The sequence below is a fragment of the Pseudoalteromonas umbrosa genome (genome assembly GCF_030125375.1).
Classification (GTDB): domain Bacteria; phylum Pseudomonadota; class Gammaproteobacteria; order Enterobacterales; family Alteromonadaceae; genus Pseudoalteromonas; species Pseudoalteromonas umbrosa.
Genome location: NZ_JASJUU010000003.1, coordinates 147,912 through 161,656, shown reverse-complemented (window position 1 = coordinate 161,656; position 13,745 = coordinate 147,912). Strand labels below are relative to the sequence as shown.

Annotated in this window: 10 protein-coding genes; 4 read left to right on the top strand and 6 right to left on the bottom strand. The window is 44.1% G+C overall.

Annotated elements, in window-relative coordinates:
• The first annotated feature begins 139 nt into the window (after positions 1-139).
• The gene (locus QNM16_RS10785) at positions 140-661 is read left to right on the top strand and encodes an acyloxyacyl hydrolase (RefSeq protein ID WP_284020490.1); all 522 of its coding nucleotides are present in this window, start codon (positions 140-142) and stop codon (positions 659-661) included.
• A 36-nt stretch (positions 662-697) separates the two neighbouring features.
• Here QNM16_RS10785 and QNM16_RS10780 read toward each other — a convergent pair whose 3' ends face one another.
• The 4 genes from QNM16_RS10780 to QNM16_RS10765 are packed head-to-tail and all read right to left on the bottom strand — an operon-like array spanning position 698 to position 7,472.
• The gene (locus QNM16_RS10780; RefSeq protein WP_046356489.1) at positions 698-1,705 is read right to left on the bottom strand and encodes a zinc-binding dehydrogenase; all 1,008 of its coding nucleotides are present in this window, start codon (positions 1,703-1,705) and stop codon (positions 698-700) included.
• A gap of 38 nt (positions 1,706-1,743) precedes the next feature.
• Complete coding sequence (locus tag QNM16_RS10775; protein ID WP_284020489.1) at positions 1,744-3,162, bottom strand: TolC family protein; 1,419 nt, start codon at positions 3,160-3,162, stop codon at positions 1,744-1,746.
• A 2-nt stretch (positions 3,163-3,164) separates the two neighbouring features.
• Positions 3,165-6,293 carry an efflux RND transporter permease subunit gene (locus QNM16_RS10770; RefSeq protein ID WP_284020488.1) on the bottom strand — a complete coding sequence of 1,043 codons (3,129 nt, stop codon included), beginning with the start codon at positions 6,291-6,293 and terminating at the stop codon, positions 3,165-3,167.
• Between the two features lie 9 nt (positions 6,294-6,302).
• Positions 6,303-7,472: an efflux RND transporter periplasmic adaptor subunit gene (locus tag QNM16_RS10765; RefSeq protein ID WP_284020487.1), complete on the bottom strand. Its 1,170-nt coding sequence runs from the start codon at positions 7,470-7,472 to the stop codon at positions 6,303-6,305.
• 124 nt (positions 7,473-7,596) lie between these two features.
• Here QNM16_RS10765 and QNM16_RS10760 point away from each other — a divergent pair, with 124 nt between their 5' ends.
• The gene (locus tag QNM16_RS10760) at positions 7,597-8,544 is read left to right on the top strand and encodes a LysR family transcriptional regulator (protein WP_063368287.1); all 948 of its coding nucleotides are present in this window, start codon (positions 7,597-7,599) and stop codon (positions 8,542-8,544) included.
• Positions 8,545-8,610: 66 nt separating this feature from the next.
• Here the strand turns inward: QNM16_RS10760 and QNM16_RS10755 are convergent, their stop codons facing one another.
• Entirely contained in the window at positions 8,611-10,671 is a 2,061-nt protein-coding gene (locus QNM16_RS10755) for a winged helix-turn-helix domain-containing protein (RefSeq protein WP_284020486.1), read from the bottom strand.
• A 171-nt stretch (positions 10,672-10,842) separates the two neighbouring features.
• Between QNM16_RS10755 and QNM16_RS10750 the strand changes: the two genes are divergently transcribed.
• The gene (locus QNM16_RS10750) at positions 10,843-12,102 is read left to right on the top strand and encodes an alpha/beta hydrolase-fold protein (RefSeq protein ID WP_284020485.1); all 1,260 of its coding nucleotides are present in this window, start codon (positions 10,843-10,845) and stop codon (positions 12,100-12,102) included.
• 77 nt (positions 12,103-12,179) lie between these two features.
• Here QNM16_RS10750 and QNM16_RS10745 read toward each other — a convergent pair whose 3' ends face one another.
• Entirely contained in the window at positions 12,180-12,353 is a 174-nt protein-coding gene (locus tag QNM16_RS10745) for a hypothetical protein (protein ID WP_284020484.1), read from the bottom strand.
• Between the two features lie 176 nt (positions 12,354-12,529).
• On the opposite strand from QNM16_RS10745, the gene QNM16_RS10740 reads away from it, so the two are divergent.
• Positions 12,530-13,720, top strand: a complete 1,191-nt coding sequence (locus QNM16_RS10740; protein WP_284020483.1) for a DUF418 domain-containing protein — start codon at positions 12,530-12,532, stop codon at positions 13,718-13,720.
• The last annotated feature ends 25 nt before the right edge of the window (positions 13,721-13,745 follow it).

The following is a 13,745-nucleotide window of genomic DNA, read 5'->3' as shown; positions in this document are numbered from 1 at the left end:
CACAAATTAAAAATTAACAGAAAAACCAAACACTTATATTAATGATGCTAAATCAGCACCAATAAATTGCTTTTTAGTTTCTATTTAGACATAAAAATAACGCGCACAATAACGCAAATTCTCTATTGAACCACGCGTTATGAAACACTTATCAGGCTTACTTTTATCTTTGGTTATGTCGGGATCAGCCTTGGCTAGCTCACCTCATGGTTACGGAGTACATTATATTCATGGAGAAGGTGATGTACGAGGCGTAAAGCTTGCCTATCAGTACCATACAAAATCATGGCTGCCCGACAATTGGCATCATGTTGATATGTATTTTGAGTCAAGCGTCAACTTTTGGCGTTTTGGTGACAGCGGCAAGTACGACCAAAACTTTGTCTTAGCCATGTCTCCGGTGATCCGATACCCAGTCATGACACTCTATAACAGGCCTTTGTCTATCGAGTTTGGCATTGGCTTAGCACTACTTGAAGATACTGAGTTTGCAGGAAAAAATGTCAGTACCCATTACCAGTTTGAAGACCGGTTAGGGCTCGTTTACAACTTAGGAGAAGCCAATATCGCGATGCGATATATTCATTATTCTAATGCTGGCTTTAAAAGCCCAAACCCGGGATTGGACTTTTTATCTCTTTCTTACTCATCCAAATTTTAAACGTAAAAAAAGCCACAACCTAGGTTGTGGCTTTTTTTATACATGTTCGATTTTAATCACTGGCCGCTTTTGACACGACGCGGTGAGCAAGCAAGATAAAGTATCCTTCACGGCCTGCGCGCTAAATTCAATGAGTTCTATATCAGGTACTTTGATCTGACCTGATTTCACATCAGCTAGGAGCTTTTGCCCCATAAAGCATAAGTGCTGCTGTGCACAGAGGTTATTTGCTAGCCAAGCACCACCAATTGACACAACACCAATGTTTGGCGACTTCTCAAACAACAACTCTTGAGGGATTTCACTAAACCCGTTCAAACAGGCTATGCGGCCACAAAAACGTAAGTGCTCTAAATCTGTCACAAACGAGTCGCCGCCAGAGGTGTTTAAAATGCAATCAAAACCCTCTGGACCAATCTCGCGCTTAATTTGGTCGCACACGTTTTCTGACTCACAGTCAAAAGCAAAGTCAGCCCCTAACTTACGCAGTCGTTTATGATGCTCTTTTTGTGCAAAAGCAAAGACTTGCGCGCCCTTTTGCTTTGCGTATTGAATGGCAAAATGCGACACGGCACCCTGTGCGCTATTGATGGCGAGAGAGTCACCCTCTTGTAACTTTAACTTTTCAATGGCGAGTAAAGCAGCCATACCAGCATTCGGTAAGATCACCGCCACTTCTGGGCTAATATCGGCTGGCAATTCAGAAACTGCGTGATTAGGTACCACCGCAAATTCTTTTAACATGCCTTTTTGAGCCAAGTTCGCATTAAACAACACTCGGGTGCCCGCTTTTGGAAATACCCCTTTACCAGCTTGGATCACAGTACCAACGGCATCCAACCCCAAAATATGCGGGTATTCCCATTGGCTAAACCCATCTCTTGCCATTTTTGCATCTAAATGATTGAGCGCAACATATTCAATGGCCACAAGTAATTCATTACTGCCTGGCTCAGGCATGGCGTGTTCGCTCATTACTAAGTCAAAGTCGAGCCCGTGCGAACGTAATTCAAGGGCTTTCATCTTCGTGTTTTCAATAGACATAGTATGTTGTATCTCCAAAAGTGGCGCTGTTGCAAGTATTAAATACTTGCAACCAAAGCCTTAGACCATTGTCCGTTTAGTTCACCATATACACTTACCGACGAGCTAAGTAGCATATTTCTCATGGCCATTTGCGATTGTTGCGCTATTAAAACATCTTGTCGCGCATCCAACAACTCAAGATAGCCCAATTGCCCTTCTTTATACCCTGCGGTTGCTTGCTGATAAGCACTTTCGGCTGCAATCACTTGCTCATGTGCATAATTTAGTTGCACTTTAGCTTGTGACAAGGCACGTAATGAATACTCTGCCTGTGCCAAAATATGGGTTAAGGTTTGGCGGTAGTCATAGTAGCTCGCCTCGCTCAGTGCAGCTTGTCTATCTAACTGTGCCAATAATTGTGGGTAGCTAAACAAAGACCAGCTCAACGTGGGGGCTACCTGCCAGCTAGATTGGGTATCATTGAAATTAACTCCTGTTGGGTTGAGCACCCCAGCAAATGCCGAAAAACTAATGTCTGGATATAGCGCTCGCTCCGCACTTTGCGACAGGTAGCTTTGCTGTTTAAGCTTGGCAATTGCACTTTGTACATCACCGCGTTGCAGCAATGCATCTGATGCCGAGTTTACGTTAATGGCAATCGCTAACGCTTCATAGCGGCTCTGCTCTAATGCATGCAAACCTAGTTTATCAGTCGACTTGTTGGTCAACACTGCCAATGTCTGCTCGACTTGAGCCAACTCTGTGGCAATGTGCGGTAAGCGTTGCTTGTGCTCAAAATATTGCGACTTGGTGCGATTGAGCTCCAGCTCTGTTGCCACGCCTTCTTTGACACGGATCTCAGTAATGGCTATGGATTCTTCCAGTGCTGTCAGTTGCGCTTGAGTCAAGGCCTGAGTTTGCTTCAGCGCCTGCCATTGCAGGTAACTCTGGATGGTCGTTGTGACTAGCTCTCCAGCCAGAGCTTGATACTGGCCTTGCTGCGCCTCTGCAGCGGATGCTGCTGCATCCGCCAACTTGGCAATACGACCCGATACATCCAGATCCCATCTAAATGCACCGCCACTATTTAGTGATTCATTAATTGAGCCTTGCAGTCCATTAGTAAGCACTGTGGTAACGCGCTGGCCGGTAAGATTAATATTACCTTGTGGTAGGCGAGCGCGCTGAGCTTCACTTAACCCCGCCATTGCAGCGCGCAAACGCGCTGCAGAGGCTTTGAGGTTTTGGTTGGCAGACACCACATCCACCACCAGCTGATCTAAGTGCGTGTCCTCAAGTTGCTGCCACCAATTGGCTTCATCCGAACGCGCTACTGTGTTGAGTACCGCTGTGCCGTCAACTTGCGAGTTAAATGCCTGCTGACTTGCAACCACATCTTGCTCGTAGGAAGTGCTTGTACATCCTACCATTGCAGCAACAGCCAGACTTAAAATAGACAGTTTAATAATGCGCATGTTTATTGCTCCTTTGGCGTTACTAGACGATAAAACACAGGTGTAAATAGTAAGCCAAACACAGTTACCCCTATCATGCCGAAAAATACTGCGTTACCCATGGCTTGACGCATTTCTGCCCCCGCGCCTGATGCCAATACCAGCGGGATAACACCTGCGGTAAACGCTATTGAGGTCATCAAAATTGGACGTAATCTTAGTCGACATGCTTCAATTATGGCCTCTAAATGTGTCGCACCTTGTACGTGCTTGTCTCTGGCAAACTCGACCATCAAGATGGCGTTTTTCGATGCCAATGCCACCAATACAATCAAGGCAATTTGCGTAAAGATATTGTTGTCACCACCTAGCATATACACACCAGCAAGTGCCGAGAATATCGTCATTGGTACGATTAAAATAATCGCCAGTGGTAAACGCAAGCTCTCGTACTGGGCTGCCAGTACCATAAAGACTAAAACCACAACCAATGGGAACACATACACCATAGTATTACCTGCCAAAATCTGCTGGTACGTGACTTCAGTCCACTCGTACGCCATGCCTTCAGGTAAGGTATTTGCCAATACTTTTTCAATGGCTTGCTGTGCTTGATCTGAGCTGTAACCCGGCGCTGGGCTGCCGTTTAACTCTGCTGTCACATAACCGTTGTAGTGCATCACACGATCAGGGCCTGTGGTTGCCTCAACGGTAACAACTGAACCCAGTGGCACCATATTGCCCGCGGCATTACGCACTTTCAGGTTATTAATTTGCTCTTTTTTCGCTCTAAATTCGGCATCAGCTTGCGCTTTCACTTGGTAAGTACGGCCAAATAAGTTGAAGTCATTGACATAAACAGAGCCTAAATATACTTGTAAAGCATCAAATACTTCCTGTAATGGAATACCTTGGATGAGCGCTTGCTCGCGGTCGATATTAATGTCCATTTGCGGCACTTGTACTCTAAAGCTGGAGTAAAGGCCGGTCAGTGCTGGATCTTGCTGCGCCGCACCTATGGTCGATTGTAACGCTGCAAACAATGCTTCAAACCCTTGGTTGCCTCTGTCTTGAATTTGCAGTTTAAAACCACCGGTTGTGCCCAAGCCTAAAATTGGCGGCGGTGGGAATACCGCAACAAATGCCTCATCAATGGCTGCAAAGCGCATGTTCAGCTGCATCGCAATTGCCTGCGCTGACAAGCTTGGATCGTTTCTGTCTGCAAAATCATCTAGTGGCGTAAACACAATGCCGCTGTTGGTGCTATTGGTAAACCCGTTTACAGATAAGCCTGGGAATGCAACCGTGTGCGCAACACCCGGCACTTGCAGTGCAATTTCTTGCATCTGTTTAATGACTTCTTCAGTGCGGTCTAAGCTTGCTGCATCTGGTAATTGCGCCACGGCAACTAGGTATTGCTTGTCCTGCTGCGGAATAAAGCCACCCGGTACAGACAGGAATAAACCAATGGTTGAGCCAACAAGTGCAAGGTAAACCACACCGACAACCACACTCATGCGAATAAGCTTTTTAACGATGGCTTCGTAGCCTTTTGCACCTTTATCAAATAAGCGGTTGAATGGCTTGAATAACCATGCACCAAATAGCTTATCGAGAATGCGTGTTAATCTGTCTTTTGGCGCATCGTGCGATTTTAATAAAATAGCAGATAGCGCAGGTGACAGCGTCAGTGAGTTAAATGCTGAGATCAGCGTCGAAATCGTAATTGTAAGCGCAAATTGCTTATAGAACTGACCCGATAAGCCCGTAATAAATGCCGTTGGAATAAATACTGCGCACAATACAAATGCAATCGCGATAATTGGGCCAGTCACTTCCGTCATGGCAATTTTAGTGGCTTCGTATGGACTATGACCATCTGCAATATTACGCTCTACGTTTTCCACAACCACGATGGCATCATCCACAACAATACCGATTGCGAGTACTAGACCAAATAAAGATAAGGTATTAATTGAGACGCCTAACATTTGCATCACGGCAAACGTACCAATCAAAGATACCGGCACCGCAATCAATGGAATAATAGAGGCGCGCCATGTTTGCAAGAACACTACAACCACCACCACAACTAATAAGATGGCTTCCATTAAGGTCATGATAACCGCGTCGATTGAACCGCGAACAAAAACAGTTGGGTCGTAAGCGATTTCATAAGTCATCCCTGCTGGGAATGTTTTCTCAAGACGTGCCATGGTTTCACGCACATCATCAGACAATTCAATGGCGTTAGTGCCCGGACGCTGGAAAATCGGCATTGCAAGGGCTGGTTGGTTATCAAGCATTGCACGCAGTGCATAGTTTTCTTGGCCAAGTTCAACGCGAGCAATGTCTTTTAAGCGAGTCAGTGCGCCATTGTCGCCTACTTTAATGATCACACTTTCAAACTCTTCAATGCTCTCTAAACGGCCTTTTACATTTAACAAAATTTGAAATTGGTTTTCTTCAGGTGTTGGCTGTGCACCCAATGAACCCGCTGCAACTTGTTGGTTTTGTGTACGCAGTGCATTAACCACATCTGACGCCGTTAAGTTACGTGCAGCCAAAGCGTCTGGGTCTAGCCAAACACGCATTGAATACTTTGCACCACCAAATAGCTGCAAATCACCCACACCCGGTAAACGTTTGAGCTCATCTTTGATGTATAAGTCAGCGTAGTTTGCCATGTAAGCAGTATCTTGCTCACCATTGGGTGATACCAAGTGCACAACTAATGCAAGGTTGGGTGATGACTTTTGCGCAGTGACACCTAAGCGCTGCACCTCTTGCGGCAAACGCGGTAATGCATTGTTCACACGGTTTTGCACCTGTACCTGCGCTTGGTCAAGATCAGTACCTAGCGCAAACGTGACAGTTAACGTTAAACGCCCATCACTGGTGGCTTGCGAGCCGTGATACAACATATTCTCAAGACCATTGAGCTCTTGCTCAAGTGGCGTTGCCACAGTCTCTGCAATGACTTTTGGGTTAGCACCTGGGTATGTCGCGTTAACAACAACCGTAGGCGGCACAACTTCTGGGTATTCACTGACCGGCAGTTGAAACAATGAGATAGCACCTGTGATGATAAAAATCATCGACAGCATGGCCGCAAAAATGGGCCTATTGATAAAAAAGTGGGAAAATTTCATAACGCTCTCTTAGTTTGCCGCACTGAGTAATAAAGAAGTGTCAGACTGTTTTAAAACAAACTGAGTATTTTCAAAGGCTAAACTGACAGAATTCGGGGTAATTGGCATACCTGGGCCGACACGCGCAGGACCATTAACAGCAATGCGATCGCCCTCTTCTAAGCCCGACTTAATGGCACGAAACGCACCGTAGCGCTCGCCAAGCTCAACCAATCTGTACTGCAAAACATTGTTTTCGTCGATGGTCAGGACAAAACGGTTTTTAAGATCTGTACCAATTGCACGCTCAGGCACAATGGCCATTTGCTGTGCATTTTGTGCACCGATTGAAACGCGAGCAAATGCGCCCGGCTTTAAGTGATGCTGCTTTGCATCGAATACTGCACGCACTCGTAATGTGCCAGTGTTGGGGTTAATTTCGTTATCGATAAAATCAAGTTTACCCGCTACTTGCTTAGTTTCGCCCAAGCGCTGAAGCTGTACAGTGATCTGATCTTGTACAGATACACCGGAAAATTGACGGCTCCATGTACGCTCATCCACATCAAAATATGCGTAAATTTCATCGTCAGAAACAATCGTCGTTAGCTCAGTTTCACCCGCTTTAACATAGTTACCTGTGGTGACAACCGCGCGAGAAATAGTGCCGCTGATAGGCGCGGATACTTGGCTGAACTCTAAATCTAACTGCGCGTTTTGCAGACGTGCCTCAATGGCATTTTTGTTTGCAATCGCACTGCGAAGGGTTGCACTGCGCTGCTCTGCTTCTTCTGTAGAAATGGCATTTTGTGCAACCAAACGATTTGCACGCTCTGCTTCACCTCGCGCTTGCTCTAAGCTTGCCTCAGCACTTTTTAACTGGGCGTTTAAAGTATCAATCTGAGCTTGGAAAGGTCTTGGATCAAGGCTAAATAATAACTGACCTTTGTTGACTCGTTCACCTTCGGTGAATGCCATACGTTCAATTTGACCGGATACACGCGGCTTGAGTAAAACGCGTTCAGGCGCTTCTAAACGCGTGGTAAATGTGTGCCAAGATTGAACTTGTTCAAGCTCAACGCTTGCTACGTCTATGGTTAAAGGTGGCGGCTGTTGTCCTTGCTGTGCATTGGATTGACCACATCCACTTAAAACAAGGGCAAGGGCCACAGCACTGAGTGTAAAACCTAACTTTTTCATTTGTTGCTCCGCAGAAAATTAATATGCGGACATCGTACGCCTGTTATTAATGACGAAAAATAGTAGTTTTTTAAAAACATTAATGCCAAAATGGCACCAATAGCCATTTATAGTGATGCCAAATATGGATACAACCAGTCGATTGATCATGTTATTAGAAGTCGTTGAGCAAGGCTCTTTTTCAAAAGCTGCCGAAGTCAGAAACATAGATCGCTCAGTTATATCTAAACAAATCAGTAAATTAGAAGAGGAGCTTGGTGTACGTCTACTCAACCGGACTACCCGTTCGTTTTCATTAACTGCCGCTGGCGCTGAAATGGTTAAAAAAGCTGCTGAGCTGAGAGTGCTGCTGCAAGACACAGTGCAAATGGCTGAGAACTATCACCAAGAAGCCCGAGGTTTATTGCGTATCACCTCATCAAGTTACATCGGTAAATACTACCTACTGCCGGTGATCAATGATTTCCAAAAACGTTTTCCGCAAGTCACCATAGAGCTAAGATTAGATGACCGCGTCATCGATATGGTATCTGAAGGCTTTGATCTGGCGTTTCGCGTTGGTGAACCAAGAGACTCCTCATTGATCGCACGTAAAGTGGCACGAAACCGTATGTTGATTTTAGCTACACCTCAGTTTATTGAGACCTATGGTGAGCCAAAAGAAATGTCTGATCTCGCTGAGCTGCCAGCTGCAGCTTACTCAAGTAATCACATCCGCTTTGAATCAATCAGTTACATTGATGACAAAGGTAAACCTCAAGAGCAGCCTATTACGCCGGTATTTAAATCTAACGATGGTGAGGCACTACTTGAAAAGGTGCTTTCACATACTGCGTTTTGCACCGCGCCTGCCTTTTTCTTTGCCGATCATATCGATCACGCGCAGCTAGTACCTATGCTGACACATGTGAATTTACCTGACTACAGCGCCATGTATGCAGTCTACCCACACCGAGATTTACCGGTCAGGACGCGATTATTTTTAGATGCTGCACGGCACTATATTGGCGAAGCAGTACCTCGTTGGGAGCATAATATCCCGGGCCTAGATAAGATGTATCTACCGAAATAAGCTCAATTGATTTATCACAAGTTCACCTTAAAAAGGCTCACTTGTGATAAATCAATCTAAACCATGCTATTCAATCAATACAATTTCTTTTTTCTGAGAGATGCGCTTTACAAACAACAACTGAGTGTCACTGATATCTGAAATCGACGTAATACCGTTATCGACTTGCTTAAGCGCTTGAAAGGTATGCTCTTTTAAATTATAGCGCCACAACATATTGCCTTTTGTCAGCCCAAATAAACGACCATCTCGCTCAACAAAGCCGTCCTTATGCGTATGCTGATTTAATAGCGCCAAAGCCACCACTTGGCCCTGATTCAAATGCCAAAATTGACCATTTGAATCTTGATAAACCAGCTCATGAGGCTTCAATAGCACTGCATCTTGTATTGCCACTTTAAGCAAATTCTCTATTTCCCCCTCTTCATTTCGAGTTGATAGATGTACTATTGCTTCTTCCTCATAAGCAAATAAAGTATGCGTAAGTAGGTTCGACTGATATACCCCTACGAACCTTTGCTCAGATAACAAGCTTTTATAATTTCCAGCTAAGTCATAGAGGTACAGCCCTTGGTTAGTCGCAACATATAACTTATTTTCATCAGCGCGCCACTCCACAGACAATGGATATTCAGCACCATTAAATTGTGTCAATAGCCTTGGCTCTCCTCCACTCGACAACCAAACTTGTTTTCTTCCTGAACGCTCGGAGATAAATGCAAGGTGTTCCGTGTTTTGACTCCATTTCCCTTGTTCTTCTCGCCTTGTAGAGCGAACACTGGGTTTTGACTCACCCAGCACTTGGCCATCAACATAAGGCATAGTAATTAAGTCAGAATCGTAAGTACCGTAAGTGCCCACTATCACATTGCTATGTGGGTGGAAATTAATACTGTAAATATCCTGATAAAGGGGTAAGGTGATAGGCTTTACATTGCCATCAAAGTCCAGTTCAAACAAGGATTTACCACTACCATAAAGCAGCCTTTGAGAACCAGAGTCAAAATTGGGATAAATACGTGAACTACCATCAAATGACGCGGGAAAATCAATGATATTTTGTGCCACAAGCTCACCAGAGGGTTTTAGCAAGCTCAATACTTGCCCTCCTTCTTTGTTAAACCCTATCACGGCCAATAATTGATGAGTGGGTGAATACCTTAATACATATAAATGTAATTTTTTATCTTCAAAGAGCGTGGCGACTTGATGGTTATTTATATTGTGCAACGCAACACGTAACTGGTTGCTTTGCAAATCAAGTGTGGCAAATGAATCTGCAGTTAACCACTGTGGGTGATACATTTTGGTCGGCTTACATGCTTTTAGTACATGAGGTGTTTGCGGACTTTTCAAGGCTTCAGCAAAATTGATTGCCACCAAATCCCAGCAGTTTTTTACAGTGTGATCGTATTCAATGGGCGCGTGCTCACATGCTCGGTTTTGCAAAAAGCCCAGCTTTTCTCCATCTGGTGAAAATGTAAACCCCGTGAATTTAGCCCCGCTCAGTGTGAGCTTCATTGATTGCTCATTTGCAAGATCTTTGGCCCACAGCTCACTCTCACAACTCTCCAAGTGACGGTAAAATACCAAGTATTTACCATCAGGTGAAAATACTCCCGCGCCCTCTTGTACATCACTGGCAGTCAAAGAAGTCAGTTGAGTAAACTCGAGCGTCTCACTCTGCGGCTTTGCAAAATAAAACACACCAATCAAGCTGAGCATAAACAATACGATTGCCAAAAAAAGTACAGGCTTTGTGTCTTTCTTTGCATGTGTGTGCGCCTTTATTTCTGGCTCGGTTTGTTGCTCGCTCCATAAAACTTCAGCTTCTAAGCTATAGCCTTGCTTTGAGTGCGTTTTAATGATGGCCTGCGCTTTACCGTCATCGCCAAGTGCCTTTCGCAGTTCAGCAATAGCACGCTGTAGCGAATTAGGTGACACAACGACGCTTTTCCAAACCTCGTCAATCATCTCATCATGGCTGACCACTTGCCCCTGTCTTTTGGCCAAGCAATATAAAACCGCAATCACTTTAGGCGGCAAGACCTGCGGTTGGTTTCTATAGGTGATTTGATTTCTCGCGGTATCAATAACTCGCTCGTTTATTATTATTTTTTGTCGCACGTATTTTAGCCTAGCTTTTCTTATCAGTGCTCACGCATACCCATAGTAAAACACAAATAAGCAATAATTTCATAAAGATATCATGATAATTTCAGGTCGATTTCATGTTTCCCTTGCTCAGTTTGTCACATTGTAGCCTCAAATATCACAATAATAATTCAGGAGCGTAACATGCAATTTGTATGGTACATATTATTTTTCATCGCAACTTTTTGTACACAAGCTAGCGTAAAACCAATCACAGAAACACCACTTATCGTTGGCAAAACGCTCAGTATTTCCTCCAAATATATAAAGGAAACACCGAACTTTGATGTGTATTTACCCTCAGACTATAAAACCACATCTGAAAAACGTACCTACCCACTGGTTGTTACGCTCGATGGCTGGCTAGTCTCTGAGGCAACAAATGGTATTTTAAGCCACCTCGGCGACACCGCTTCCATGCCGCAAGCCATTATCGTATCCATTCACTCACATAATAGGTTTGCATGGGGACCTGAATTGTATGTAAGTAACAGCGGTTGGCAGGGGGAAAAGTCAGACCGCTTAGAAGGCTTTTCACAAGGGCGCTCGCAGGACATGATTAACTACTTGCAAAAAGAGCTATTTCCATTTTTAAAAAGTCAGTACCGCATCAATGATTTCCGTATTTTCATCGGTGCATCGCCCACTGCGGCATTTGGTTTGCATACCTTAAATGCCGCGCCTAATCTATTCAACGCGCATTTCCTATTTGCTGCAACCGATGTACTGGGATTGGGCTATACACCTGATACCACCATGATTGATGCAATCGCTAAAAGCTTCGAGAAGAACCCCGACAGAACCGGTTACCTCTATGCCGCGTCAGCAAAGCGAGAAGCTGAGAGAAACCCAGTTAGGTACACGCTTGCCAAACAACTTCGAGAAGCGCTCGCCCCTTATTCAAAAACATTTAAGTTAAAAGTCGAACACATTGATGATTATGGCCACTACCCCATGATAGTGCCCGGATTATTAAACGCCATCGGCTTTGTATTTCCGCGTAAAGACTGGGATATAGGCGCTAAGTTCATCGAGTTCACAAATAACGGGAATCAAACACTGACAGATATCCTCTCGCATTATCAAATACTTAGCAAACAAGTGGGCTTTGATGTCTACCCCAACTTAAACCTAAACAACAATGCAGCCTGTATTCGTGCTATCGCTCAGCGCTTACGAGGTCAAGGCCGCTATGGCGAAGCTGATGCGTTATTTAATTATTGGATATCACACTCGCCAAGCTCTGCGTCAGCTGTCGCTGGACTTGCCGTCAGTAAAGAGCTACAAGGTGAAGCAAGCGAGGCACTGACACTCTATCGTAAAGCGTTAACGCTAACTGAGCCTGAAAATACCAGAAGAAAGGAATGGTTGACGGATAAGATAGAAACACTGACAAAAAAGTAAATTCTGCCCCTCAAATAATGAGTTTGTAACCCATGAGGACCTGTTCCGTCAGGTCCTATTTACTGACATTTAAACGCTTAATTACACTTATAGCCATTAATTGAAACAGGGCAAGAATAGTTCGGATCAGAAATTGGCCCACATCCCATCGCAGAAATACCACCTGCTATTTGGCGTGTTTTTCCTTGATTTAATGAAGCCATTGTCTGAGAAAGGTTTTTTACGCTCTTTTTGTTCATTTTTAATTTCATTGTTATTTCCTTTACTTTGTTGAGCCACGATTGGCAAAACCAGTGTGTCGCTAATTAGTACAAACAGGCACTAGACAATCGTCTAATAAACAAACAAGTTCACAAAAACGTCATATAGTCATACTCTTCTTTTATAGAGATAATATAACATTTACCGATTGATAAAGGACGCTATCATGGTCATGCCACACACACCTATACCAAGTTATGGTCGGATACCGCTCATAGACACTATCCGCGGGTTTGCCTTATGCGGCATCATCTTTGCTAATTTAATGAGTTTTTTTGGATTTTATTCATTAAATTATGCTCAAATAAGCCAGCTTCCTTTTGCTGACAGAGCCACGTTATTTGTCATTGATTGGCTGGTTGAGGGTAAATTTTATACCGTGTTCGCCATATTGTTTGGCGCAGGATTTACGCTACTACACGGGCAAAAGCAAGGTGCTGATTTTGCTTCATATTGGCGCAGGAGAATGGGTGTTTTATTGTTCATTGGCCTCATCCACATGTTTTTTATCTGGCATGGTGATATTCTTGTTTTGTATAGCCTTTTAGGTATGACACTGCCTTGGTTTATGCGCTTGTCTGCACCGCGCTTACTTTTTATCGCCCTCACGCTCCTGTTGATACCTTTACTCATTCACCTTATGGCCATAATCAGCAAAGACGCTGACTTTTGGTCGGCTCTAAAATGGATTGCGCTAGGCTTAAAATCAAATCTCGGTTATGAACATACCAGCTTGCTGAGCATGCGCACCTCAACCGAATTTATGGACGTGTTTGTTGCAAACATTTATAGCGCTATCCCAAGACCTATGTCTTATCTTATTACGGGAAGGCCTTTTCAAGTTCTAGGACAATTTTTGCTTGGGATTTACTTTGTCAAAACGTTTATGAAACAGGGTCGTATCAACATGACTATTTCGTGGCAGACAATTGCTTTTTTAGCGACTACAGGGCTTTTACTGAATTTAGTGTACGCCGTTATCAAAGCCATGACAGGCAGCCCATTTTCTCTTAACTTAATTGGTCTTATACAAGGTGTGTGTTACCACCTAGGCTGCCTATTCTTAGCATTAACTTACCTTGCTTGCCTCGTCAAATTCATCGATAAATGCCACCGCAAGGTTGCACTTGGGCTTAATACATTGGGACGTATGTCACTGACTATATACTTAATGCAAACCACGCTCTGCGTCATGCTGTTTTATGGGTATGGCTTAGCACTGATGAATACTTTGCCGTTTTACTTGATCGGTGTATTTGGTGCTGTCATTTTAGCTGCGCAAGTATCTTTTGGGCTGTGGTGGCTTAATCAATTTCGACAAGGTCCAGTAGAAATGATGTGGAGAAAAGCGTTGTAAATTGATAAAAAAGGGCCAGTAAGCC

Bases quoted from the DNA above. Each gene is read 5' to 3' on its own strand.
- QNM16_RS10760 (WP_063368287.1), top strand. From the start codon at position 7,597: ATGGATACAACCAGTCGATTGATCATGTTATTAGAAGTCGTTGAGCAA.
- QNM16_RS10780 (WP_046356489.1), bottom strand. From the start codon at position 1,705: ATGTCTATTGAAAACACGAAGATGAAAGCCCTTGAATTACGTTCGCAC.
- QNM16_RS10775 (WP_284020489.1), bottom strand. From the start codon at position 3,162: ATGCGCATTATTAAACTGTCTATTTTAAGTCTGGCTGTTGCTGCAATG.
- QNM16_RS10770 (WP_284020488.1), bottom strand. From the start codon at position 6,293: ATGAAATTTTCCCACTTTTTTATCAATAGGCCCATTTTTGCGGCCATG.
- QNM16_RS10765 (WP_284020487.1), bottom strand. From the start codon at position 7,472: ATGAAAAAGTTAGGTTTTACACTCAGTGCTGTGGCCCTTGCCCTTGTT.
- QNM16_RS10740 (WP_284020483.1), top strand. From the start codon at position 12,530: ATGGTCATGCCACACACACCTATACCAAGTTATGGTCGGATACCGCTC.
- QNM16_RS10750 (WP_284020485.1), top strand. From the start codon at position 10,843: ATGCAATTTGTATGGTACATATTATTTTTCATCGCAACTTTTTGTACA.
- QNM16_RS10785 (WP_284020490.1), top strand. From the start codon at position 140: ATGAAACACTTATCAGGCTTACTTTTATCTTTGGTTATGTCGGGATCA.
- QNM16_RS10745 (WP_284020484.1), bottom strand. From the start codon at position 12,353: ATGAAATTAAAAATGAACAAAAAGAGCGTAAAAAACCTTTCTCAGACA.